Below are 24,764 nucleotides of genomic sequence, written 5' to 3' on the forward strand. Positions count from 1 at the left end.
CGGGCAACGGCGCAGTTGTTCGGCGACGATGGCGCGGGCCGGAGCCCAGCCGGTGCCTGCCGCGATGACCGTCAGGGGCGCCTCGTCTTGCGCGCACCAGCCGTCGCCGGCGGGCGCGGAGAGGGTGAGGGTGTGTCCGGGAGACGCCTGGTCGCACAGGAGGGTACTCAGTGACCCGTCGGGGGTGCGGGCGACGTGGAGTTCCACCTCGCCGCGTGAGGCATCGTCGTCCGGTCGTACGAGGGAGTAGGGGCGCCAGATGCCGCGCAGTTCCGGATGGTGCACGGCCGCGTACTGGCCGGCGCAGAACGGGTAGGACTGGTCAGGGACCGCCTGGAGCACCACGGTGTGTCCGGTGCGGTCAAGACGGCGGGAGACCACCGTGGCCCGCCAACTCGCCGGAATACCTGCGGCATTGTCGCGCTGAACCGCGGCCAGCATGGTGTTCATGGCGAGGGTGTACACGTTGGTCCACGCCCGCTCGGTGTCCTCATTCCACGTGCGCGGCGTGTGCTCGGCGATGGATGCGATCAAGCTCCGGCCGACACTGAGGTAATCGCTCCGGGTAATGCCGTAGCGGCGATGATCACGCCCCAGCCGCTCCAGGTAGGACAGTGTGCCGGGGGCGTCGAGATGATCGATGACGTGCACCAGCGCGTTCAACAACCGCTCGTGCTGTTCACCGAGTTCGGCGGGGAAGAGCCGCCGCAGGTCCGGCCTGGCACCGAACAGGTGCGCATAGAAGAACCGGACCACATGCACTCCGCGAGCCCCGGCCCGCTGCAAGCTGTCCTGCACCAACCGCACGTCGCGCTCGTCCACTTACGCTCCCCCACGCCGTCTGCATGTCCCGTCCCGGGGAATCCGGCGTCCCAGCCACATCGGATTGGTCTAATTCACCATGAGATTGCGGTCACTCCCCGAACAGCACTTCCGGGGGCAGGGGTAAGACGTGCGCAGAGGTCGGTGTTGCGGGAGCATCAGTGGCCGCTGTGAGCGCAGGCGCAAGGGGGACAGCCTTGGACTCGGTGAGGACCTGCTAGCGAAGCGCCATGCCAGGCACAACTCTCTGTCGGCGCCACTCGGTCATGTGGTCGTGACAGGCGGCTGGCCAGCCTGCTCAGCCGCCCGGCTTGGCTGGCAGGGCTGGCAGGGCTGGCAGGGCTGGCAGGGCTGAGACAACTGGGCGCTTTCGCTCCTGAGTTCCGCGTTCTGTTCGAGTAGTCGACGGCTCTCCCGGATCAGGACATCGGCCGTCCGCCTCAGCTCCGAGGCGCACGCAAGCGCGCTGTCCATCCTTTCCCGCCATGCCTCAACGGTCATGCCAGATTGCTTCCCAACTCCGGGCGAGGGTATGGGGTACGTCATCGTGTGGGCTTGTCACAGTGGCGCTGTGACGTTTAACGCTGGAAGGATCCGGTCACCGCCTCGGGGCGACCGTCGACCTCATCTGCAGGTCCACACCCACCGAGGGCGGCGTATGCGCCTTCCAGCCTGTAGTCAACGGTGGCGCATGTCCATGGGGTATGAAGTGCCACAGGTGCCAGGAGTTCGTGTTGTCTGGCGAGACTCTCGTCCACTGGCACGGCAAGCGCGGGCAATGGCGGATGCTCACCGAGCGAGCGCCGGACAACACGACGGCCGACCATCTGCACGCGGCATTCGCACCCATGGCCCGGGCGATCTCCGGCCTGGAGAAGGCCCTGGAGTGATGCGGGCTCCTTGAAGAGGCCCTTTGGAACGCGCCCGGACCTTCGACGGCTCGTTCAGCTCGCATCTCCTGGACGAGAGCGAATCCGGCGTTCGACAGGGGCACGGCCACCACAGTTATCGACAGGGCAGGCGTTCCACCTGCTCAGGCCAGAATTGCGACCAGGGGCAGCAGGATCGCGAGCGGCTGGGTGAACTGGGAGCTCACTCGGCCAGCGCCTGATGCCGAACCGGGTCAGCGTGTTCGGACCTCAGATGGGCGGCCTTCGGACTACCGTCAAACGGTGAAACCGGACGGGGTGGTGCGTAGGTCGCAGGAGAGCCCTCCGGTGGTGGTCACCGTTCGGCCTTCTGCACGGCACGGTGGTTGATCTTTACGTTGTAGGCGTTGATCGCCTGCCACCGTTCCGGCAGCAACTCGACGCAGTCCTCACCGTTCAGCGGGACCGGAACGTAGCCGCGCGATTTCAGCAGCATCGCGCCGCTCGGCTGACGGAGGCTTCGCGCAACCCGGCCGTTCCCAGCGGCGCCTTCTCCGTCGCACGCCCAGCCTCAATGCCGGACATGGTGCCCAGGCACTGGCCGATGTCAGGAGCGGTCATACTCCGGAGCGACGGCAGGGCGTCGTCTCGCGAAACACATGGTGAAGTCCCGGCCTTGGTAGCCGTGAACGGACCGGCCGCACCTACCAAAGCCGCTGGGACATCAGTCACGGGCGCTGTTCCGTCGGCGGCGCCAGCGAAGAATCTCGTCGGCTCCCCACACCAGGAACGGGAATGGTGCGACGACGGCGAGCTGGGACAGGTTGAGCTGCGCGGTGCCGAAGACATGCTGAAGTGGCGGCGCATAGACGACTGCCGCGGTGAAGCCCAGTTCGAAGGCGATGCCCCATAGCAGGAGACGGTTGGTGAAGATGCCGACGGTGAACAGGGACGCACGGTCGGTGCGAGCCGCGAACGCGGTGCCGATCTGGCAGGCAACGATGCCGACGAAAACGAGGGTCGTTGCCTCCAGGTAAGCCTGATGCAGCGGGGTTCCGCTGCCGGTGGCATCGCCCGGGTGCCAGCCGGCGTGCAAGAGGGCAAAGAGGAAAGCGCCCATGACCAGGGCCGCGGAGATGGTTCCGAGAAACGCCCATGCCCGGAAGAGGAGAGCGCGGTCGATGACGCCCTCTTCGCGGGAGCGGGGCGGGCGGGACATGAGTCCGGGCTCCGCAGGTTCCCGCCCCAGCGCGAGGGCGGGGAGGGTTTCGGTTCCCAGATCGATCGCGAGGATCTGCAGGACCGTCAGCGGCAGCGGGATGTGGCCGCCGGAAAGCGCGAAGACGAGGAAGGGGACGAGCTCGGGTACGGCGTGGGCGAAGATGTAGAGAACGAATTTGCGAACATTGTCGAAGACACGGCGCCCCGCATCGACAGCGGAGACGATAGTGGCGAAGTTGTCGTCGGTGAGCACCATCGTGGCCGCCTCGCGCGCCACGTCCGTTCCGGATTTCCCCATAGCCACGCCGATGTCGGCATGGCGCAGTGCGGGGGCGTCGTTGACGCCGTCGCCCGTCATGGCCACTACTTCGCCGTGTGCGCGCAGCGCCTCACAGATCCGCAGTTTGAGTTCCGGAGAGGTACGGGCGAACACGATCTCCTGGCGCTGCGCCAGCAGCTCGTCGAGCTGTTTGTCGGTCATCCGGTCCAGCGCGTCGCCGGTGAGAACGGGACTGCCGGCAGCGCCGATGCCGACCTGGCGTGCTATTTCCGCGGCGGTGAGCCCGTAGTCACCGGTGATGACGTGGATCCGGATGCCCGCCCGGTGCGCGTCCTGCACCGCGTCCGCGACTCCGGCCCGTGCGGGATCTGCCATGGCCACCAGCCCCAGCAGTGTCAGGCCGGATTCCGTCGCCGGCCGGCCCGTCTGCAGCGCTTGCCCGTGTTCCAGACCGTGTTGGGCGATGGCGAGGACCCTCAGGCCGGAGGCCGCGTAGCCGTCGATGGCGGTGTTCAGCTCGCCACGCGTTGCGGCATCGAGCTCGACACACTTCCCTTGTGGATCGAACAGGTAGGTACAGATGGGCAGGACCGTCTCGGGCGCTCCGTTGGTGTGGACGGTGAGAGCACCCGCCTCATCGTTCACGGTGGACATGCGCTTCAGATGGGCGTCGAAGGGAAAGATCGTGCGTCGGGCGGCCTTGCGTTGCGCGGGGGTGCGGGCGACGCCGAGATCCTCGGCCAGGCGCAGAAGCGCGAGTTCGGTGGGGTCGCCGCTGGCCTGGGGCTGGTCCTGACTGGGGGCCTCTGCCGTCGTACACGCGGCGGCGCTCGCGGCCAGGAGTGCCGAGCGCGACTCGTTCGCGGCCTGGCTTGCTGCCAGTTCGGTGCCGGCCAGCCAAAGTCGGGTAACCCGCATCCTGTTCTCGGTGAGGGTGCCGGTCTTGTCCGTACAGATCACGGTCGTCGAGCCCAGGGTCTCCACTCCGGAGAGACGTTTGACCACGGCTCCGCCCCGGGCGAGTTCGCGTACTCCCGCTGCCAGGGCGAGCGTGATGGTGGGCAGCAGCCCTTCCGGGACGTTGGCGACGATCAGGCCGATGGAGAAGCTGATGGCCGCGCTCCAGCCGAGCCCGGCGGCGACGCCGACGGGCAGGAACACAGCGCCGATGACGACAGCGACGGCGGCGATGATCCACGTGACCCGGCGGACCTGCTGTTCCAGGGGGCTGCGTTCGGTGTGGACGCGTTGGGACAGTGCGGCGATGCGCCCCAGTTCGGTGTGCATTCCCGTGCGGGTGACGACTGTTTCCGCTTCGCCACCACTGCAGGTCGTGCCGCTGAAGACGAGTTCGTGCGCTTCCAGCAGTGACCCGGGTTCTTTGGCCGGCTCGGGCGAGCGGGTGACGGGAAGTGATTCTCCGGTGAGTGAGGACAGGTCCACGGTGAGGGTGCCTTCGATGATTCTCGCGTCGGCACATACCCGGTTGCCCTCGGAGACGATGAGGATGTCGCCGGGAACGAGGTCCTTGGCCTCGATGTCGCAGCGTGCGTTGTCTCGGACGACTCGGGCGGTGGGTGGCAGGAAAGCGGCCAGGGCTTCGACGGCTCGTTCCGCCTGCACCTCCTGGACGAAGGCGAATCCGGCGTTCAGCAGGATCACGGCTACCACGGCGATGGACAGTGCGGGCGTTCCGCCGGCCCAGGCCAGAACTGCGGCCAGGGCCAGCAGGATCGCCAGCGGCTGGGTGAACTGGGAGAGCAGTTCACCAGGCCAGCGCCTGCCGCCGGACCGGGTCAGGGTGTTGGGACCGTAGATCAGTTGCCTGCGGGCGGCCTCCCTGGTGGTGAGGCCGGACGGGCTGGTGCGCAGGTCACGGAAGAGTTCTGCCGGTGGTCGCCGTTCGTCGCCTTGTTCGGCATTGTCGGGCCCGTCCATCGGGAGGTCTTCCTGCTCGTCGCTGTGGGCTGACCGGGCCATGAACGGCCCTCCCCGGGAAGGAGTGTGTCTGGGACGGATGTAGATGCGCCGGATACTGCTCTGCGTCTGGACCGCGTCCAGAGGACGTCCGGCTGCCCGGCGTCCGACCGCCTCATATGCAACGTTCACGGTTGGGGGACGACGACGACCGGGCAGGGTGCGTGCTGCACGCAATGCTGGCTGACGGAACCAAGCATCATGCCGGTGAACGTCCCGTGGCCCCGGCTGCCGAGTACCAGGAGCTGTGCGTTGCGGGCCGCATCCATCAGTACCTGGACGGGATGGCCCTCGGTCACTCGGATCGTCACCTCGACCGAGTGGCCGAGGTGATTGCGCACTGTGTCCACGGTCTCGCGCAGGGACTGTTCGGCAGTTTTGGCGAACTCGCCGCCGTCGGGCAGAGACGGCGTCCAGCCGTAGCTGTACCCGAACACCTCGGGGTACTGCCACGCGGCCACCGCCTCCAGCGCGCTCCCGGTGACGTGGGCCTGGGCCAGGCCCCAGCGCAACGCCTCTTGCGAACACGCAGAGCCGTCGACACCCACAACAACGGGCCACGGCTGGTCGTTCGTGTGCTGGATCATGTTGTTCCGCCGATCGGTTGAGGACGGAGCCGGCTCATGTCCCCGGATTCCTCCGGTGGCGGAGACCGGAGAGACGGCTTCACGCTACGCAGCCTCGCCGCCCCTGCGCGGGGCCGACCGGCCCTATCGGCACGCCGGTCAGCCCTGTCCGTCCGTACTGCGCCGTGCCCCGTTCACGTGGACCCGAAGCAAGGACCGTTCGGCCCCTGCCGGTGTCCGATGCGGGGGTCCATGCTGGAGACGGTGCGAACTGCGGAGCCCTGCCGGGCCCGCCTCTTGGGAGCGTCACCGCCCCTTCCTGGTGCACGAGTCCCGGTTCGAATCCAGCGCCCTTCGTGCTCCGGCCGGAGTGGGAAGGGCCGGAGGTCTCGCGCCCCATTCGAGGAGCAGCACCGTGGGAGTACTCATATTCCTGATCGTCGTGGTGGCCCTACTGGTCATCGTGGCGATCGCCATGTCCATCAAGGTCGTCAAGCAGTTCGAAAAAGGAGTGCTGTTCCGCTTCGGGCGCCTCGTCGGCCCCCGCGAGCCCGGTCTGCGGCTCATCGTGCCGTTCGTCGATGTCCTGCATCCCGTCTCGCTGCGGATCGTCACCATGCCCATCCAGTCGCAGGGCATCATCACTCGGGACAACGTCAGCGTGGACGTATCCGCAGTCGCTTACTTCCGCGTCGTCGACGCGGTGAAGTCGGTGATCGCGATCGAGAACGTGCACGCCGCGATTGACCAGATCGCGCAGACCACGCTGCGCAAGGTGGTCGGTCAGCACACCCTGGACGAGACGCTGTCGGAGACCGACCGCATCAACCTGGATATCCGAGAGATCCTCGACATCGCCACGGTCGAGTGGGGCGTGGAAGTGACGCTGGTGGAGCTCAAGGACATCCAGCTGCCCGACAGCATGAAACGGGCGATGGCCCGTCAGGCCGAGGCCGAGCGGGAGAAGCGAGCGAAGATCATCAATGCCCAGGGGGAGTCCCTGGCCGCTGCAGCCCTCGGTGATGCATCGGACACGATGATGGCCCACCCCTTGGCGCTCCAACTGCGCAATCTGCAGAGCCTTGTGGAGATCGGCGTCGACAAGAACACCACCGTCGTCTTCCCCGCCCCGCTGATGAGCACCATCGGCGAACTCGGTTCCTTCCTCGCTCGCGAGACCGCAGCCGCCACTTCCGCCGACCGTTCGGTGGGTACGACCAAACCGGAGATTCGCCCTCTGCCCAACGGAGCCAAGGAAACCGTCTGATCCGAACAGCACGCCGCGCCGGCCCCGTACGAAGGGGCCGGCGCGGTCACGACACCTACCGGCGCGATCCAGGGCGCACGGCGGGCGCGTCGAGAGGGAGTTCGTGCACCGCGACGACACCGTCGACCGACTGGCACAGCCGCAGTACGGCAGAGTGCAGGGCAGGCGGCTCGATGCTCCCGCGGAGTGTCGCCACCCCCTCGGACACGGCAACGTGCAATGCCTGCTGCCCTATGCCGAGGGTCCGGTCGAGGACGTCGTACACGATCTCCTCCCGAATCGCCGCGTCACGGCGCAGGAAGACGCGCAGCAGGTCGCCGCGACTGATGATGCCGACGATCTTCCCGGTTTCGTCGACGACCGGGAGACGCTTGACCTGGTGTCCGTCCATAGCGCGTGCGGCCTCGACAACATTCCATTGCGGCTGCGCACAGACAGCGGGTGACGTCATGAGCTCGCCCGCGCTCTCGCCCTGTCCCCCCGCTGGTGCACTCGACCCGGTGAGATGGCCCTGGGGGTCGGGCCGACTCGCTTCGCGACGCAGCAGATCCGTCTCCGAGACCACGCCGACAGGACAGTCGCGGGCATCGACCACGGGAACAGCGTCGATCCCGTGGTCAGCCAATTTCACAGCCACCTCCTTGAAGGAGGTTTCGGCCCGGACCGTGATGACCGTATGGGTCATCAGGTCCTGAACAGTGCGATGGCGCATGGTTGTCAGCCCCTTTCGCGCAGACACGGCAGAACGCGCACAGCGCCCCGCAAACCCACTCTTGTGCCACAGCGGAGAACCGGGCAGGGGACGAACGTCCCTCTCTTCCCCAGGCTCGGACGAGTTCCGCCACCGGGCTACGTATGGACTGTTCGGCCCCTGCCATCGACGTCGGGGCCGGACGAAGCTCGAACGGCGGCGTGACACGCGCGCCCCGTGATTTCGGGCCGGTGGACCAAGGAAGGGTGCGAAATGGAACGCGATGCGTCAGCTGCGGGCACTGTCGCCCACGCGACGACGGCCGAGGACGCCCCGCCGGGCGGCATGTCCCTCGCAGCGGTGGCCCTGCACGTGGGCGACCTTCCGAAGTCGGTGACGTTCTACCGCGCCCTCCTCGGCCTGCGGGAAAGCGACTTGGGCACCCCCACCGCTGCGCTGCTGTTCAATGACGACGGGTTCCAGCTGTACCTGCGAGCCGTCGGGCACCGAGCGCCGCACCCGCTCGGAGCGATCGGGGTCCAGTGCGTGGTCTGGTCCGCGTCCGATGTGCACGAACTGAGGCGCTGCGAAGAATGGCTCAAGGCTCACCGGGCGTACGCACAGACGATGACGTCCGACGACATCACCTGGGTGGAGGGCCGTGACCCCAACCACCTGCCTGTGATGGTGACGTACCCACGTCCGGGTCTGGCCGTGCACCACCGGATCCTGTCCCGGATCTACGCCCTGTGAACTCGGGCCCGTCTACCGAACGGGAAGGTCACGAGCGCCCCACAGGTTGGGGGCTGCCGCGGTCCGTGCGTGCCTGTCTCTTCGATCTGGACGGCGTCCTGACGCGCACAGCCGTCGTGCACGCCGCGGCGTGGAAGGAGACGTTCGACGCCTTCCTGGCCGCCCAAGAGGGGGTGGGGTTTCGTCCCTTCGACCCGGTCGATGACTACGACGCCTACGTCGACGGGCTCCCGCGCGCCGACGGGGTGCGCGGCTTCCTCGCCTCGCGTGGCATCAGCCTCCCCGAGGACGCGGCGAGCGGAGTGCCCAAGCTGCACACGGTGCGCGGTCTCGGCGACCGGAAGAACGTGCTGCTCCTCCGGCTGATCCGCGAGCGGGGCGTGGAGGCGTATCCCGGCTCCGTTCGTTACGTCCGGGCAGTGCGGAGCGCGGCGCTGCGTCGCGCCGTGGTGTCCTCCAGCGCCAACTGCCAGGACGTGCTCGTCGCCGCGGACATCGCCGATCTCTTCGAAGTGAGGATCGATGCCGTGATTGCCTCTGCCCGAAGCCTCGCGGGCAAACCGCACCCCGACACCTTCCTCGCCGCTGCCCGCATGCTCGGTATCGTCCCCTCCGGCTGTGCCGTCTTCGAGGATTCCCTGGCGGGAGTCGACGCCGGCCGCGCGGGCGGGTTCGGCCTCGTCGTCGGAGTGGACCGCACCGGCCAAGCCGCGGCGCTGCACGAGCACGGTGCGGACGTGGTGGTGCATGACCTGGCCGAACTACTCAAAGACACGTCGTGATCAGCCACCCCGCCTACCGAGTCGAGCCGTGGAGTCTGCCGGAGAACGGCCTCAACCTCGACCTACTCGCCCAGAGCGAATCCGTGTTCGCCCTTTCCAACGGTCATGTCGGATGGCGCGGAAACCTCGACGAGGGCGAGCCGCACGGTCTCCCGGGCTCCTATCTCAACGGGGTCCACGAACTGCACCCGCTGCCGTACGCGGAGGCCGGATACGGCTATCCCGCCTCCGGGCAGAGCACGATCGACATCACCAACGGAAAGGTCATCCGGCTCCTGGTGGACGACGAGCCCTTCGACCTGCGCTACGGACGACTCGGGCAGCACGAGCGCGTCCTGGACTTCAAGACCGGACTGTTGCACCGCAGCGTCGAATGGACCTCCCCGGCCGGCCGCACGGTACGCATTCGCTGTACGCGGCTCGTCTCCTTCGTCCAGCGGTCGGTGGCTGCCATTTCCTACACGGTGGAGCCGCTCGGCTCGCCGGTACGGGTCGTTCTGCAGTCGGAACTCGTCGCCAACGAACAACTCCCGGAGACCGATGGCGATCCCCGCAGCGCGGCCGCCCTGGAGTCTCCTTTGGTGGCGGAGGAGAGCTTCGCCCGCGCGGGCCGGCTCCGACTGATCCACCGTACGGCCCGCAGCGGCCTGCGCATCGCCGCCGCCGCGGATCACGTCGTCAGGGGCCCCGCGCACACGGTGCTGTCCTCGGAGAGCAGTGACGATCTGAGCCGGCTCACCGTCTCGGCGCGGCTGGAGCCGGGCCAGCAACTGCACGTCGAGAAGTTCGTCGCCCACGGGTGGTCCGGTGTCCGTTCCCTGCCCGCCCTCAAAGACCAGGCAGACGCGGCCCTCGCGGCAGCCACCAGTACCACCTGGGACGGACTGTGCGGCGAGCAGGCGGAGTATCTCGCGCGGTTCTGGGCCGGGGCCGATGTGGAGGTGGACGGTGACCCGGAGATCCAGCAGGCGGTCCGTTTCGCCCTGTTCCACGTCCTGCAGGCCGGGGCCCGCGCGGAAGAGCGAGCCATCCCCGCGAAGGGCCTGACGGGCCCCGGCTACGACGGTCACTGCTTCTGGGACACGGAGACCTTCGTCCTATCGGTGCTGACCTACACCGCGCCGCAAGCGGTGGCGCAGGCTCTGCGCTGGCGGTACGCCACCCTCCCGGCCGCACGGGACCGTGCGAAGCAACTGGGCCTGGCGGGGGCCGCCTTCCCTTGGAGGACGATCAACGGCGCGGAGTGCTCGTCCTACTGGCCGGCCGGCACCGCAGCCTTCCATATCAACGCCGACATCGCCGATGCCGTGGTGCGCTACACAGCAGCCACCGATGACGGCGCGTTCGACCGTGACGTCGGACTGCCGCTGCTGGTCGAGACTGCTCGACTGTGGCGGACACTGGGGCACCACGACGCCGACGGCGCCTTCCACATCGACGGCGTGACCGGACCCGACGAGTACAGCGCGCTCAGCTCCGACAACACGTACACCAACCTGATGGCACAGCGGAACCTGGAGGCTGCCGCCGACGCGGTGACCCGCCATCCGCCGCAAGCCGACCTCCTGGACGTGAACGACGAGGAGTGCGCCGCCTGGCGAAGGGCGGCGCAGCGGATGACCGTGTCCCACAGCCGAGAGCTAGCCATGCCGGAACAGTCCGCCCACTCCACCAGGCGCCAGCGTTGGGACTTCACGGCGACCGGGCCCGAGCAGTACCCGCTGATGCTGCACTTCCCCTACTTCGACCTGTACCGCAAGCAGGTCCTCAAACAGGCGGACCTGGTCCTGGCCCTGCACCTGCGCGGCGATGCCTTCTCCCACGGCGACAAGGCCCGTGCCTTCGCCTACTACGAGGCCCTGACGGTCCGGGACTCCTCACTGTCCGCCTGCACCCAGGCCGTGCTGGCCGCCGAGACGTGCCACCTCGCGCTCGCGTACGACTATCTCGGGGAGTCGGCGATGATGGATCTGTCCGACCTGGAACACAACACCCGCGACGGCCTTCACATCGCCGCGCTCGCCGGCACCTGGACCGCGCTCGTCGCCGGATTCGGCGGCATGCGGGACCACGATGGCGTGTTCTCCTTCGCCCCGCGTCTTCCCGAAGCCCTCAGCCGCCTGGCGTTCACCGTGCGAATCCGGGACCGGTCGCTACGGGTCGAGATCACCGGAGAGACGGTCGTCTACGCATTGACCTCCGGCGCCCCCTTGGAGATCCAGCACTACGGCCTGCCACTGGAGGTGTCGTTGACCTCGCCCCGGTCGGAGGCCGTCCCTCCGGCACCACCCGGCCTCCCCGAGCCCGACCAACCGCCCGGGCGGCGCCCGGCGCGACGCTCCCGCGACGCCGCGTCTGCACCGTCCTGACCGGCACCGGTGGCGGCGGTGCGCTGACGTAGGGATGGGGTTCAGCCGGTCCAGACCCAGTCGGCGACCTCAGGCAAGTCGGTGCCATGTTCGCGGATCCAGGCGTGATGACGTAGCCGGGTGTCAGTCAGTTCCTGGCGGATCGTGGCGGCTCGCTCCGCGAGTCCGGGGACCCGGTCGATGACGTCCATGGCCAGGCGGTAGCGGTCAAGGTCGTTGCGGACGACCATGTCGAAGGGGGTGGTCGTGGTGCCCTCTTCCTTGTAGCCGCGTACGTGCAGGTGGGCGTGGCCGGTGCGCCGGTAGGTCAGGCGGTGGATCAGCCACGGGTAGCCGTGGTAGGCAAAGACGACCGGCCTGTCCGGGGTGAACAGGGCGTCGTAATCGGTGTCGGACATGCCGTGCGGGTGTTCCGCACTGGGCAGGAGACGGGCCAGGTCGACCACGTTGACCACCCGCACGGCCAGCGTGGGCAGCAGGCGGCGCAGCAGTTGGGCCGCGGCCAGCACCTCCAGCGTAGGGACATCGCCCGCGCAGGCCAGCACGATGTCCGGGTCGCGCACACCGTCTTCCGTGCTGGCCCACTCCCAGATTCCGGCGCCGCGGGCGCAGTGGCCACGGGCCGATTCCAGCGACAGCCAGTCGAAGCAGGGCTGCTTGCCCGCAACGACCACGTTGACGTAGTTGCGGGATCCCAGCACGTGATCGGCCACCGCGAGCAGGGTGTTGGTGTCCGGCGGCAGATAGACCCGCACCACCTCGGGGGACTTGTTGAGGACGTGGTCGATGAAGCCGGGGTCCTGGTGCGAGAAGCCATTGCTGTCCTGGCGCCAGACGTGTGAGGTCAGTACGTAGTTGAGCGAGGCGATGGGTCGCCGCCAGGGCAGTCGGCGGGCGGTGCGCAGCCACTTGATGTGCTGGTTGACCATCGAGTCCACGATGTGGACGAACGCCTCGTAGCACGAGAACACCCCGTGCCGGCCGGTGAGCAGATAACCCTCCAGCCAGCCCTGGCAGGTGTGTTCGGACAGGATCTCCATGACCCGCCCGTGCCGGTCGAGGTTCTCGTCCACTGCCAGGGTCTGCGCCTGCCACGCCTTACCGGTAGCCCGGTAGACGGAATCCAGCCGGTTGGAAGCGGTCTCGTCGGGCCCCAGCAGACGGAAGTCACGCCGCCTGGCCGTGTTCTCCATGATGGTCTCCAGGAGATCGCCCAGCACCCTGGTTGGTTCATGCAGTGTCGTCCCGGGCTTGTCGACCCGCACCGCGTAGTGCTCGAGCGGTGGCACCGGCAGGGCACGCACGAGCAGCCCGCCGTTCGCGCGCACGCTCGCCCCCATACGCTGCACGCCGGACGGCACGCACTCCAGCACCTGAGCAGACGGCCGTCCGCGATCGTCGAACAATTCCCGCGGACGGTAGGAATGCATCCAGCGCTCCAACTGGCGCAAATGGTCCGGGTTCTCCCGCACGCCCGCCAGCGGCACTTGGTGGGCGCGCCAGGTGCCCTCGACCGGCACGCCGTCTACCTTCGCGGGCCCCGTCCAGCCCTTGGGTGTCCGCAGCACGATCATCGGCCAGCGGCGACGCTCGACGACGCCTTCCTCCCTCGCGCCCTGCTGGATGGCATGGATCCGGTCCAGCGCCATGTCCATCGCGCGGGCCATGGCGGCGTGTACCTGAAGCGGATCATCTGCCTCAACGTGGAGCGGGTCATGGCCCAACCCGCGCAGCAGGTCGTCGAGTTCGTAGTCAGGCAGCCGCGCCAGCACCGCCGGGTTGGCAATTTTGTAACCGTTGAGGTGCAGGATCGGCAGGACCGCGCCGTCGTGGACCGGGTCGAGGAACTTGTTGGAGTGCCAGGACGCGGCCAGCGGTCCGGTCTCCGCCTCACCGTCGCCGATCACACAGGCGACCAGCAGATCGGGATTGTCGAAGGCGGCTCCGTAGGCGTGGGAGAGCGAGTAGCCGAGCTCACCGCCCTCGTGGATCGAGCCGGGCGTCTGGGGCGCGACGTGGCTGGGCACTCCGCCCGGGAAGGAGAACTGCCGAAACAGGCGCGCCATGCCTTCCGCGTCCCGGGGCACATCGGGATACGTCTGCGAGTACGTGCCTTCGAGCCAGGAGTTGGCGAGCACCGCAGGCCCTCCGTGGCCGGGGCCCCAGACGCAGAGAACCTCCTTGCCGTGATCGCGGATCACACGGTTCAGGTGGGTGTACACGAGATTGAGCCCGGGAGAGGTTCCCCAGTGCCCGAGCAGCCGCGGCTTGATGTGCTCCGGGCGCAGGGACTCGTCGAGCAGAGGGTTGGCCATCAGATAGATCTGGCCGACCGCGAGATAGTTCGCCGCCCGCCAGTGCGCGTCGAGTGCGGCCACTTCCCGCGCACCGAGATAACTGGCCCATTTGTGATGGGGCTCAAGCATCGCCACACTCCCTCGATGGACCGCCCGGCAGACCCCATCGCCCGAACCCCGCAGCTCTGCTTCCTGCAGGTTCGGCGTTCTGTCTCGGGCTGCCTCGGTCCAGGGCGCCGCTTTGCACGATGTGCCGCTCGGAACGGAGTGGTGAGCCCTGCCTACGAAGGAGCAGAGCCTCTCGTCCCACCCTAGGAGCTCCTCCGGCTACGTACAGGTGCCGGACGGCCCTGATCTCGGAGGGCTGTTGATGTCCGGCCCTGTGCAAAGCACCGCGCCAGGGATAATGTCGACAGTGCCGCCCCGGTCCCCGGCCGTACCGCATTCACCGCAACGTCGCACCGAAGCACGGCGGACACACTTCACAGGACCCGCAAGGCGTTCCTTGCGCACCGTGTCCCTGATCCTTCCGGTGCGTCCCCGAGGCAGTTCTTCCTGCCTCATTTCCTGTGCGAGGCCATCGCAGCCGTGGCGGCGCCCATGTACGTACTTCTGCTTCCGGCAGTGCTCCCGCTTGCCCTGCTCGGCACGATGATGGGCCTGTCCTGGTGGGAAGACCTGTTGTTCCCACCGAAGGAGCCCCACGGACCCACCGCAGAGCCGCCGCCCGCGCCGTCCAGCACCCAGCCACTCAGCGAGGGCGCACCGCCGTCTACAGAAGTCGCAACGGCACGCCAGGTGACGAGGCGCACTGCCCCGGGAGGGCTGCACCGCCCCAGTCGTCTCCCTCGCCCACCCGGGGATCGCATCCCTGATCCAGGACACCGACTTCGCCCCCTGTTGGAGTGCGCCGCTGGTTCAGGACTTCGCCCCAGCCGACGTACCTCCGCACCTCACAGCATCCGCCAACGTCCCGGAGCGCAGAAGGATTCATGAACTGCTACGACTGTCACCAAGAGGGAAGGGCCACCCCAGCCACCGCCTCCTGCCACACCTGCGGTGCCGGGCTCTGCCCCGATCACATCAGGGTCACCGCCCAAGATGTCCACCGGCACGAAGGCATGGGCCTGTCCACCCTCAAGCAATCGGCCCGCCGCCTCACGTGCTTCACCTGCCACGACGCGCAGCATCAGCTCTGAGTGGCGCCCAGTACCCCCGGCGGGTGCACAGCACGGCGCGTCGTCATCGGAGCGGAGACAGTAGTGACCTACGAGCAGCCCGAGCACGTCCTACGCCCCCGGCTAAAGAAACAGCTTGCGGGACCCGAGGGTCCAACTCCGCCCGCACGTCCGCGAAAGCGCCCCCTCGGAGCGCCAGATGGGACCTCCAGCCAGGATTGTTCCGCACACAAACCTGGCGGAGTGGGCATCGCCGGCGAAGACGATCCCCTCTTTGCCCCGCCCGCCATGCCTGTTGCACAGGACGTCGACAACGCCCTCATGCAGGCCGGGGCCAGGGGCCGTGAACGCTGGCTCACGGCCGGAGCCGAGCTCACCAGTAGTCTGCTCTCCGGCGCTTCGGAGACCCAAGTCCTGGAGCTCATGCTCCACCAGGCGCAGGACATCACCTCGGCCGACCTCGCTGTCATCGACCTCGTCTCGACGCGAACGCAGGAACTGCACGGAGCCCTCGCCCTCGGACAGAGCGCCGCACTGCATCGCGGTCCGGGACGTCCACGTGCCGGCACCCTGAGCGGAGTGGCCCTGACCGCACAGCAGTTGATCGCCTGCTCCGACGTGGCACGTGATCCACGCATCACCTGTCGTCGGGAACGCTGGAACGGGCTCGGAGCCGCCATCGCCGTACCCCTGAGCACCAGCCACGGTGACCGCGGAGTACTCGTACTCGCCCGGAGCGCGGGACGTCCGCCCTTCCCCCCGGAAGAGATCGCTCCGCTACCCGGCTTCGCAGGCCAGGCCGCCCTCGCGCTGGAGCTCGCGGAGCGCCGCAGGGCCGCCGAGGAGGTGAGTCTGATCGAGGACCGAGACCGCATCGCACGTGACCTCCACGACCTCGCGATCCAACGACTGTTCGCCATAGGAATGACGCTGCAGAGCACCCAGCGCTTCGTCGATCACCCCCAGGCCAGTGAGCGGATCGGCCGGGCGGTCGACGATCTCGACACGACCATCCGCATCATCCGCTCCACGGTCTTCGGATTACGCGCCCACGACCCCCGCGCCCTCGCGGACGGTCTGCGGGCCCGCACCTCCAGGACGGCGGAAGAAGCGGTTGCCACCCTGGGGTTCACGCCGTCCCTGCTCATGGAGGGCCTCCTCGACACCGACGTGCCACGAGCAATGGCGGACACGGTCGTGGCCGTGCTCAGCGAGGCGCTCTCCAACGTGGCCCGCCATGCACACGCCTCGTCCACCGACATCACACTCGTCGTCCGTAAGGAGCGGCTCACCCTCACGGTCACGGACGACGGCGTCGGCATCACCACCGGCGGACACCGTGGCGGGCTGCGCAACCTCAACGAGCGAGCGCAGAAGGCGGGAGGTGCACTCACCGTGACCACCTCGTCCGAAGGGGGAACTCAGCTGAGTTGGACCGCCCCACTCCCCGCCCAGTGACAGCACGGAGCGAATCTCACGTGTCCGCGTTGGACACCGGGCTCCCCCGGGCGACAAGGACAGCCGCCTGTACGCGTCGCTGGACCCCGAGCTTCGCCAGGAGCCGGGAAACAGCACTCTTGACCGTCTGCTCCGACAGGAGGAGCCGCTTGCCGATCTGCCGATTGGTCAAGCCCTCCCCGATCAGTTCCAGTACCAGGCCTTCACGCGGACCCAGGTCACCCAGCACACTCGGATCTGCGTCTACCGGCTCAGCAGATCCCCGAAGCCGGCTCATCAGTCGACCGGTGGTCGCGTGATCGAGCATCGACTCACCCGACGCCACCGTCCGCACCGCCGTGACCAGGTCGGAACCGTTGATCTGCTTCAGAACGTACCCGGCGGCACCAGCCATGATCGCGTCCAACAGAGCATCGTCGTCATCGAACGACGTCAGCATCAGACAGGCCAACCCAGGCATGCGGTTGCGCAGTTCACGACAGACCGTGATGCCGTCGCCATCCGAGAGCCGGATGTCCAGTACCGCGGCATCCGGCCGCAGGGCAGGACAGCGCACCAGCGCCTGCGAGCCGGATTCCGCCTCCCCCACCACGGCGATGTCCGGCTCCGAGTCGAGCAGATCGCGCACCCCACGCCGAACGACTTCGTGATCATCGAGCAGGAAGACCCGGATCGGGGACTCAGCTGAGAAAGCACGTTCCTCACCCATAACACCCTCCGGTGTCATCTCGACGGACCCTCCTGGCCCGCCGGCGGTCAGCGCAACGGCCCGCTGCCAGCCGGACCGTACAGATCCAGCAGGCGCACTCTGGACGCGTGCAGCCGACGATGTAGCACCTGTGCCGTCCACAGAGCCACGGCCGCACCGAGCTCCGGGTCGCTGCGGCACCTACTGCGCACCGCGACAGCGTCGAACTCCGCGGCGCTCACCGTCCGCACTGCACTCGCCCCCAACTGCCAGGTGTACGGCGCAATCAGCCAGGACACGCCGACAAGACGGCCCGGTCCCAGAGTCTCGATGACGGCCGGGTTCCGTCCGGGAACGTGCAGGTCGAGGGCGACCGCACCGGAGCGGAGAATCCAGAACCGGTCGGCGTGCTGCCCCTCGTTGAACAGACGCACACGCGCCGCAAAGGTCACTTCGCGCGCAAGATCCTGCAACCGGTCACGATGCTCCGCACCGAGGCCGCTGAGGAGCGTGCTCACGGCAGACATGGGCCGCCCCCCTCAAACATGGAATGCTCGCCGAACGGTGCGCTCTGCCACGTGAAGCTTGCCCACGCCACCCTGCTTCGTGCCCTTGTCATCACGCCTGCACGTCCGCAGCAGCCTCGTGCGCGATCTTCGTGGCCCACGCCGAGATGCGGGCGAAGTCCCGGAAGTCCCCGCCGCGCCCGGACTCGACGATCATCCGCGCCATACGGCCCGGCACCCCGGCCTCGAGCCGGCCGCCGAAGGTCACGTGCTCCCGGGCGTCGAGACGCACCAGCGCCCGCCGGGCGCCCCGCACCGGCAGGATCTCCCGCTCACCGGCCGATGCGTCGAGCGGCCCGCTGCTGAACAACCACACCGTCCGGTCCCACAGCGCAGCGCCGTGCCGACGCGCGAACCGAACGGCGTCACCGTGCCAACGGCCCCTGTACAGCGCCCCGCCCAGCACCACCACGCCGTACCGACCCACAGTGCTGACCTCGGACGCGGCCAGCACCTCGGCCCCCATCCCGTGAGCGCGCAGGGCGTCACCGATGGCCTGCGCTATTTCCTGAGTCGAACCGTTCTTCGTTCCGTACGCAACGAGCACTTGCGGTGCCATGGCCGGCCCCTCGTCCTCAGAGTTTGTGGATCCAGGCATCCGCGACGTGCTCGAGTTCCTCCTCCACCGCGTCACTCACGCTGTCGTCGATACGCCAGGTCAACTCGCATACGACGTCGACGACGCCGTCGATCTGCCCGGTCATCCGCTGAGCGACCGTGGCCTCGATACGCCTCTCCACCTCGCCGGTGAGCCTGACCACGCCCTCGTGCACAGCGACAGCAACTGCCGTCGGCGGCAGGCGCAAGGCCCCGACCAGAACCTCCTCCACGACATCGTGGTGCAGGTGGGCGTCCGGCCTCAGGAAGAGCTGCAACAGGTCCCGCCGGGTCACGATGCCGATGAGACGGTCCTCCACGTCGACGACCGGCAGCCGCTCCACGCTGTGCCGCGCCATCACCCGGGCACCGGCGGCGACCGTGTCCTCCGCGTGCACCGTGATGGCGGGCCTGGACATCAACTGACCGGCCGAATGGTCCGGGCCTGCGGAGCCCCCGTCCTGTTCAGGGGTTCCTTCGGTCTGCTCCTGCGACCTCGGCCCCGTCTGCGGGGACGGCGTCTCAGCCGTCTGATCGCGCATCAAGTCGCTGCCGGAGACCACGCCCAGGACCCGGTCGTCGCTGTCCACCACGGGCAGAGCGCTGATCCGGTGGTACGCCAGCAGCCGTGCCAGTTCCTTGAACGGGGTGTCGACCTCGGCGCACACGACGTCGCCCGTCATCACGTAACCGATCCTGCTGTGTCGCATCATGGCCGCCCTCTCAGCCGAGCCAGCGGTTGTCACGCACGAACGCCATACGTTCCCAGCGACGGCCCAACCCCCACACGCGACCGGCATGCCCGACGGCGAGCGCGATGAGGATCGCGGCGTACACCACGTGATAGTCGACCACGGGATTGGACGACATGCTCGGCGCACCGGTGGACAGGTGCTGGGCCGGCGGCCACTCGCCCGCCCACATCAACGCCATCATCACGGTGCCTGCCACCGCGGCCAACCGCAGCACCACCCCTGACGTCACGGCAATGCCGATGGCCAACAGCCCCAGCATGAAGAGCCAGTCAACCCAGACGTCACCCGCCATGCCGTGGAACGTGGACTGCAACGGTCCTACGGCCACTGCTCCCAGGAAACCCTTGGTCGGCGATCCGCCATCGATCCAGCCCTTCCCGGAAGGCGTCGCATAGCTCCACCCGAAGGTCTTGTCGAGGAACGCCCAGAGAAAGACGAACCCGGTGAGGATCCGTACTCCCGCGAACACCCCCGCGAACACGGTCACCGACTCCGTGTCCCGGGCGGCGAGCTGCGTCTGCGCGGCCGAAGACCGAGTCCTACTACGTGAAAGGAACCGCGGCGCGGCTCGCCCTCTCGAATGACCGTGAACCGTCATAGCGACCTCGTCTGCCTGCACCGCCACTGCGAGTGCGGTGGCCTCTTCACTCTCCCGCCCCGGCTCACGTTCTGCCCTGGGCCGGAGGGCTGCTTCGGGGCCCAACCGGCCCTAATAGAGGGCCGGTCGACTACGGAAACCGTGCGGAGAAGCCGATGTGGTCATCACGTTCCGGCGACCCGCCTCGTCCCGGAGCCGTGGGAGTGGCACCATGCACCCCTCCACGCTCAGCACCGGACCTCCGAGGAAGCAGGCGTATCCAGATGACCCACCGCGAAACGGTCCCGCACCGGCACCATCCCGTGGTGGCCGCGCACCGGTCCCGGCGGGCGAGCGACGCTCAGCTCCGCATCGCTGACGCGATCACCAAGTTCGCCGGCTCGATGACCTTCGTCTACCTCCACGCGATCGGCTTCCTGCTCTGGATGCTGTTCGTGGAGTCCGACCCATGGCCCACACTGACCCTGGTCGTGTCCCTGGAAGCCATTTTCCTGTCGACGTTCGTCATGATCGGCCAAAACCGGCAGGCGGAGTTCCAACAGGCAAAGGCCGACCACGACTTCGTCGAGCAAGAGCTGGAACTCAAGACGAACACAGAACTGACCCGGGCAATCCACGCCATGACGACAGAGCTCCACCGTCGACTGGTGGAGAACCCCGGTCGGACGTGACACCCCGGGCAGCTCGTCACCCAGAGCCCGGTCGGACATGTGGGCCCGGTGCATCGTGTGAGGCATGGTCACCGACGGCGACCGCTCCGACCAGTTCGACATCATCGACGCCCCGGTCCACCTCACCGGCATGGCGGTCACCTGGACGCTCCCCGCGGCAACTGCCCCGGGGAGCGGAGGGCGGGCGGGGTGTCTGAGTGAGCCGCTCGCCAGTCCGGGACCCACTTCTCCCCAGCGGGTTCAGCTGTTGTCGAGGGCGGGGTAGTCGGTGTAGCCGCTGGCGTCTCCTCCGTACGCCTTGCTCATGTCGGCTTCGTTGAGGGGTGCTCGGGTGGCGAGGCGGTGCGGGAGGTCAGCGTTGGCCATGAAGAGCTGTCCGAAGGTGAGGATGTCGGCCGCGCCGCCCTCGATGAGGGGCAGTTGCTCGGCGCCGGTGCGCGAACCGGGGGTGGCGGGGTTGAGTATGAAAACGCCGTTCCACTGCTCACGCAGGAGGGGTGTGAGGTCGGGCGCGGTGGTTTCCATGACGTGGAGGTAGGCCAGGCCCAGAGGATCGAGGGCTTCCACGAGCAGGGGGTAGGTCTGGGTGTAGTCGTCCTCGACGATGTCGTTGAACGGGTTCGCCGGGGAGATGCGCAGTCCGGTCCGGCTCGCGCCGATCGCAGCGGCGACGGCCTCCACGACTTCGGTGGTGAAGCGGATGCGGTTATGGGGGCTGCCGCCCCATTCGTCGGAGCGGGTGTTGGCGTTGGTGGACAGGAATTGCTGCAGGAGGTACCCGTTCGCGCCGTGAATCTCCACACCGTCGAATCCGGCGTCGATCGCGTTACGCGCCGCGGCGGCGAAGTCCTGGACGGTCCGGCGGATGTCGCCGGCGGTCATCTCGGTGGGGACGACGAAGTCCTGCATGCCCGCGGGGGTGAAGGTCTGCCCGGCAGCCTGGACGGCGGAAGGGCCGGTGGGGGTGAGGGGTGTGTCGTAGTTGGCCGGGTGGCCGATGCGGCCGGTGTGCATGATCTGGGCGAAGATCACGCCGCCCTTGGTGTGAACGGCGTCGGTGACCTGGCGCCAGGCCTGCACCTGTGTGGCGCTGTGCAGGCCGGGGGTGAAGGGGTAGCCCTGGCCGATGACGTTGGGCTGGGTGCCCTCGGTGATGATCAGTCCGGCACTCGCCCGCTGGGCGTAGTACTCCGCGGCCATTGGGGAGGGGCTGCGGTCAGGGCCGTAAGCGCGGCTGCGCGTCATCGGAGCCATCGCTATGCGGTTCTTCAGCTCGTAGGGGCCGACCTTGATGGGGTCAAAAGGGGTGGTCATGGTGGTGCCTTCCAGGAAGAGACAGATCGGAACGGGGTGGCTGCAAGCCACGGAGCCTTCTGTACGATTGCGTACAGAACCTCGCTCGATAGAACTGTACGACACCGTTCACTATTTCCGCGAGGCGCCAACCCTCCGCCCGCCGTCGGCCGTAAGCTGATCGCGTGTCTCCCACCAACTCCTCCTCCGCCCCGCCCGCCGAGGGCGCCGCATCTCCCGGCTCACCGAAGCGGGGCCGCGCCCGCGAGAACGCGATCCTGGCCGTCGCCCTGGAGTTGGTGGCCGAGGCGGGATTCGAAGCACTGACGGTGGACGCCGTGGCGGCCCGCGCACGCGCGTCGAAGGCGACGATCTACGGCAAGTGGAAGACCAAGGACGAGATGGTCGCCGAAGCGCTGCGGCGGCAGTCGGAGGGACGCGCCGTGCTCGCCCCCGACACCGGCAGCCTGCGCCAGGACCTGCTTGCCACGACGCACGAGATGGCCGCTGCCCTGCGCGGCAGGAACGGGGTATCGCTGGTGAGCCTGGTGGAAGCCGTGCGCGACCACCCGGGCCTGCGCGATGCGGCCCGTTCCCAGATGGAGCACGCGAGCCTCGAGGTCGGCGCGGCGATCGCGGAGCAGGCCGCCGGGCGCGGGGAGCTGCGCCGGAACGCAGACGTCCCCGCGTGCCTCAAGCTCACCCTGGGCCAGCTGCTCTTCGATGCTCTCCTCACGGGCAGCGTGCCCGGTCGTGACGAGCAGGAGCGGCTGGTGGATCGCGTCCTGCTGCCCCTATTGAAGAACCCGCACGAAGAGGCTCCGGAAACGCCACCCTGCCGCCCCGCCGGATAACGCCCACCCCCAGCCGGGTCTCGTCCCGCCGGGCAGAGGCAGACGATTCCCACGGCAACCATTGACTGTTTGCTATAGCAGGAGCCATTCTGGTCGCATGAGCACTGACGCCCTCGGACCGATGGAGACCACGTCACTGGCCGACCAGGCCTACCGGCGGCTGCGGTCGGCGATCCGTGAGGGCGTCCTGCGGCCGGGCGAGAAGATCACCGAACGTGATCTGGCGGCCCGGCTCGGAGTCAGCCCCACCCCGATCCGTGAGGCGCTGCGCCAGCTGGTGCACGAGAAAGTCGTCGAACGGGCCGGCCCACGCTCCCTGCGGATCGCCGACCACTCCGGGGCGGCCCGCTCCGAGATCGTGGAGGCCGAGGTCCGACTGTCCGCACTCATGGCCCGCCTGGCCGCCCGCAACGCCACCGCCGAGCAGCTCACCGGCCTGGTCTCGCTGCTCACGCAGACCGACCTGATCGTGGCCGGCATCGAGAAGGCCGTGGCCGAGCAGGGGCCGGAGGCCGACGTCGCCGAGCAGCTGACGGCCGTCTTCCGCAAGCTGCGCCTCTTCCACCACCAGGTGGAGGCGTGCGTCGCCAACCCCGTCCTGGAGGGCCTGCTGGCCCAGGCCCGCGCGTTCAGCGACGAGGAACGGCTCGACCTCACCATGAAGATCGTGCCCGGGCGAGGCGAAGCCTTCCGCGCTCGCTACCGCGAGCACCGCGAACTGCTGCACGCCCTGCTCGAGCGGGACGAGGATCTTGCCGAGGAGCTCGCCACACGGCACCACCGCGCCGCGCTGGTCCAGCTCTCCAGCACCTGACCCACCCCCGCCCCTCTCTCCAGCTGCCTGTCCGTTACCTACCGTCGGCACGCGCCCGACGGTACTGGTATACCCATTGCTATAGCATGTAGCACAGGAGCCGTGATGACGTCCGATTCCCTTCCTGCCGCCGCCGCGGCCCCGACTGCACCACACTCCATGAGCGAGCGCATCAACCGCAGCGCCGTGCTGTGGGTGGCCCTGGCCGTCTTCGCCCAGGAGTCGGTCTGGAACTTCTACGACGCCCAGGTCCCCGAACAGCTGCGCCACTACTTCTCCTCCGCCGGCGTGATCGGCCTGATCATGGGCCTGGACCACTCCTGGGGAATCTTCACCCAGCCCTCGGTCGGGTTCTTCTCCGACAGACTCGCCCGCCGCCGCACCGGCCGGTGGCCCATCGTGCTGATCGGCGCAGTGATCGCCAGCGTGCCGTTCGCCCTCATCCCCTGGGCCACGAACCTGCCGGCGCTGCTGGTCTGCGTGGTGGGGTTCGCGGCGATCGCCAACGCGTTCAAGGGCGTCACCGAGACCCTCATCTCCGACTACGTCATACCGGGCCACCGCAGCAAGGCCCAGGGCTTCATCAAAGCCGGCGTCAGCCTGACCATCGTCGTCTCCTCACTGATCAGCCTCCTCGTCGTCGACCGCAGCCTGCACCTCGCCTTTGCCATCCCCCCGCTCCTGATGCTCATCATGCTGGGGCTCTCCTGGGCCTTCCTGGGTCGCCGCCACAGCGACACGCTGCTGCCCGAGGAACACACCGAGAACGAACCCGAGTTCACCACCCCCTGGGCCGTACTCAAAGACGCGCTGCGCTCGCCCTCCAGCCCCACCCTGCTGCTGATGATCGGGATCTTCTGCTTCGCCGGCATGTGGTCCGCACTGCGCTCCCTCATGACCCCCTACGGCACACAGGTCCTCGGTCTGACCCGCGGCGAGGCCGGGGGCCTGTCCCTGCCCGGTGCCGTCGCCTTCCTCCTGTGCGTACTGCCGATCGCCTACCTCTCCAACCGGCTCGGCCAACTGCGCGCCATTCGCTACGGCGTGGCCCTCTTCATCGCCGGACTGCTCGTCGGCTTCGCCTGGCCCAGCGTGCCCGGCACGATCGCGTCGATGATCCTCTCGTCCCTCGGGTACGCCTCGTTCGCGGTCAACGCCCTGGTCGCACTGTGGAACCTGGCCCCGACCCAGAAGGTGCTGGGCACCTATACCGCCCTCTACACGATCGCCTCCGCCTCCGGCATGGCACTCGGCCCGGCCATCCTCGGCACCACGATCGACTTCACCAGCTGGCGCTACATGCTCCTGAACGCCGCCGTCTTCGCCTGCGTCACCTTCGCCGTCTTCACCCGCCTGGCCCGCCGCGCCCCCGAACGTCCGGCCGCCTGACCCTTCGAC

The 24,764-nt window shown here is 68.1% G+C and carries 23 protein-coding genes; 11 read left to right on the top strand and 12 right to left on the bottom strand.

Annotation, left to right across the window (positions count from 1 at the left end; genetic code table 11):
* Nucleotides 1-822, bottom strand: an 822-nt coding sequence (locus G3I40_RS14165; protein WP_343244926.1) for a globin domain-containing protein, incomplete at its 3' end; no start/stop codon positions are given.
* Between the two features lie 734 nt (nt 823-1,556).
* Between G3I40_RS14165 and G3I40_RS14170 the strand changes: the two genes are divergently transcribed.
* A complete protein-coding gene (locus G3I40_RS14170) occupies nt 1,557-1,712 on the top strand; it encodes a hypothetical protein (protein ID WP_164302519.1) in 156 nt (51 codons plus the stop codon).
* Between the two features lie 334 nt (nt 1,713-2,046).
* Here G3I40_RS14170 and G3I40_RS14175 read toward each other — a convergent pair whose 3' ends face one another.
* The 3 genes from G3I40_RS14175 to G3I40_RS14185 all read right to left on the bottom strand — a co-directional run bounded on the left by G3I40_RS14175 (nt 2,047) and on the right by G3I40_RS14185 (nt 5,756).
* Entirely contained in the window at nt 2,047-2,187 is a 141-nt protein-coding gene (locus tag G3I40_RS14175; protein WP_164302520.1) for a hypothetical protein, read from the bottom strand.
* A gap of 228 nt (nt 2,188-2,415) precedes the next feature.
* Complete coding sequence (locus tag G3I40_RS14180; protein WP_164302521.1) at nt 2,416-5,172, bottom strand: cation-transporting P-type ATPase; 2,757 nt, start codon at nt 5,170-5,172, stop codon at nt 2,416-2,418.
* Between the two features lie 125 nt (nt 5,173-5,297).
* Nucleotides 5,298-5,756, bottom strand: coding sequence for a universal stress protein (locus G3I40_RS14185; protein ID WP_164302522.1), 459 nt, complete (start codon nt 5,754-5,756; stop codon nt 5,298-5,300).
* Between the two features lie 394 nt (nt 5,757-6,150).
* On the opposite strand from G3I40_RS14185, the gene G3I40_RS14190 reads away from it, so the two are divergent.
* Nucleotides 6,151-7,002, top strand: coding sequence for a slipin family protein (locus G3I40_RS14190; RefSeq protein WP_164302523.1), 852 nt, complete (start codon nt 6,151-6,153; stop codon nt 7,000-7,002).
* Nucleotides 7,003-7,057: 55 nt separating this feature from the next.
* Here the strand turns inward: G3I40_RS14190 and G3I40_RS14195 are convergent, their stop codons facing one another.
* A complete protein-coding gene (locus G3I40_RS14195; protein ID WP_164302524.1) occupies nt 7,058-7,714 on the bottom strand; it encodes a CBS domain-containing protein in 657 nt (218 codons plus the stop codon).
* 252 nt (nt 7,715-7,966) lie between these two features.
* On the opposite strand from G3I40_RS14195, the gene G3I40_RS14200 reads away from it, so the two are divergent.
* From G3I40_RS14200 to G3I40_RS14210, 3 genes are all read left to right on the top strand, one after another.
* Nucleotides 7,967-8,446 (top strand): VOC family protein, encoded by a 480-nt coding sequence (locus tag G3I40_RS14200; protein WP_164302525.1) that lies wholly within the window; start codon nt 7,967-7,969, stop codon nt 8,444-8,446.
* A gap of 65 nt (nt 8,447-8,511) precedes the next feature.
* Nucleotides 8,512-9,228, top strand: a complete 717-nt coding sequence (locus G3I40_RS14205; RefSeq protein ID WP_343244927.1) for a beta-phosphoglucomutase family hydrolase — start codon at nt 8,512-8,514, stop codon at nt 9,226-9,228.
* A complete protein-coding gene (locus G3I40_RS14210; RefSeq protein WP_164302527.1) occupies nt 9,225-11,597 on the top strand; it encodes a glycosyl hydrolase family 65 protein in 2,373 nt (790 codons plus the stop codon). Before G3I40_RS14205 ends, G3I40_RS14210 begins: the two co-directional genes overlap by 4 nt.
* 41 nt (nt 11,598-11,638) lie before the next feature.
* On the opposite strand, the gene G3I40_RS14215 is transcribed toward G3I40_RS14210, so the two are convergent.
* Complete coding sequence (locus G3I40_RS14215) at nt 11,639-14,023, bottom strand: phosphoketolase family protein (RefSeq protein WP_164302528.1); 2,385 nt, start codon at nt 14,021-14,023, stop codon at nt 11,639-11,641.
* Between the two features lie 863 nt (nt 14,024-14,886).
* Between G3I40_RS14215 and G3I40_RS14220 the strand changes: the two genes are divergently transcribed.
* On the top strand, nt 14,887-15,093 hold the full coding sequence (locus G3I40_RS14220; protein WP_164302529.1) for a DUF2180 family protein: 207 nt from the start codon (nt 14,887-14,889) through the stop codon (nt 15,091-15,093).
* Nucleotides 15,094-15,360: 267 nt separating this feature from the next.
* Nucleotides 15,361-16,530 carry a GAF domain-containing sensor histidine kinase gene (locus tag G3I40_RS14225; RefSeq protein ID WP_164302530.1) on the top strand — a complete coding sequence of 390 codons (1,170 nt, stop codon included), beginning with the start codon at nt 15,361-15,363 and terminating at the stop codon, nt 16,528-16,530.
* A gap of 16 nt (nt 16,531-16,546) precedes the next feature.
* On the opposite strand, the gene G3I40_RS14230 is transcribed toward G3I40_RS14225, so the two are convergent.
* The 5 genes from G3I40_RS14230 to G3I40_RS14250 form a co-directional block, all read right to left on the bottom strand.
* Nucleotides 16,547-17,239 (bottom strand): response regulator transcription factor, encoded by a 693-nt coding sequence (locus G3I40_RS14230; protein WP_164302531.1) that lies wholly within the window; start codon nt 17,237-17,239, stop codon nt 16,547-16,549.
* A gap of 47 nt (nt 17,240-17,286) precedes the next feature.
* On the bottom strand, nt 17,287-17,745 hold the full coding sequence (locus tag G3I40_RS14235; RefSeq protein ID WP_164302532.1) for a cyclic nucleotide-binding domain-containing protein: 459 nt from the start codon (nt 17,743-17,745) through the stop codon (nt 17,287-17,289).
* A 91-nt stretch (nt 17,746-17,836) separates the two neighbouring features.
* Nucleotides 17,837-18,343, bottom strand: coding sequence for a flavodoxin domain-containing protein (locus G3I40_RS14240; RefSeq protein ID WP_164302533.1), 507 nt, complete (start codon nt 18,341-18,343; stop codon nt 17,837-17,839).
* Between the two features lie 16 nt (nt 18,344-18,359).
* Entirely contained in the window at nt 18,360-19,094 is a 735-nt protein-coding gene (locus G3I40_RS14245) for a CBS domain-containing protein (RefSeq protein WP_239091726.1), read from the bottom strand.
* Nucleotides 19,095-19,104: 10 nt separating this feature from the next.
* Entirely contained in the window at nt 19,105-19,734 is a 630-nt protein-coding gene (locus G3I40_RS14250; protein WP_164302554.1) for a hypothetical protein, read from the bottom strand.
* Between the two features lie 263 nt (nt 19,735-19,997).
* On the opposite strand from G3I40_RS14250, the gene G3I40_RS14255 reads away from it, so the two are divergent.
* A complete protein-coding gene (locus G3I40_RS14255; RefSeq protein ID WP_164302534.1) occupies nt 19,998-20,405 on the top strand; it encodes a DUF1003 domain-containing protein in 408 nt (135 codons plus the stop codon).
* Between the two features lie 240 nt (nt 20,406-20,645).
* Here G3I40_RS14255 and G3I40_RS14260 read toward each other — a convergent pair whose 3' ends face one another.
* Nucleotides 20,646-21,719: an alkene reductase gene (locus G3I40_RS14260; protein WP_164302535.1), complete on the bottom strand. Its 1,074-nt coding sequence runs from the start codon at nt 21,717-21,719 to the stop codon at nt 20,646-20,648.
* 164 nt (nt 21,720-21,883) lie between these two features.
* Between G3I40_RS14260 and G3I40_RS14265 the strand changes: the two genes are divergently transcribed.
* From G3I40_RS14265 to G3I40_RS14275, 3 genes are all read left to right on the top strand, one after another.
* Complete coding sequence (locus G3I40_RS14265) at nt 21,884-22,552, top strand: TetR/AcrR family transcriptional regulator (RefSeq protein ID WP_164302536.1); 669 nt, start codon at nt 21,884-21,886, stop codon at nt 22,550-22,552.
* A 97-nt stretch (nt 22,553-22,649) separates the two neighbouring features.
* Nucleotides 22,650-23,366, top strand: coding sequence for a GntR family transcriptional regulator (locus G3I40_RS14270; protein ID WP_164302537.1), 717 nt, complete (start codon nt 22,650-22,652; stop codon nt 23,364-23,366).
* A 159-nt stretch (nt 23,367-23,525) separates the two neighbouring features.
* A complete protein-coding gene (locus G3I40_RS14275; RefSeq protein ID WP_239091727.1) occupies nt 23,526-24,755 on the top strand; it encodes an MFS transporter in 1,230 nt (409 codons plus the stop codon).
* The last annotated feature ends 9 nt before the right edge of the window (nt 24,756-24,764 follow it).

This window comes from Streptomyces sp. SID14478 (assembly GCF_010548525.1).
Taxonomy (GTDB): Bacteria; Actinomycetota; Actinomycetes; order Streptomycetales; family Streptomycetaceae; genus Streptomyces.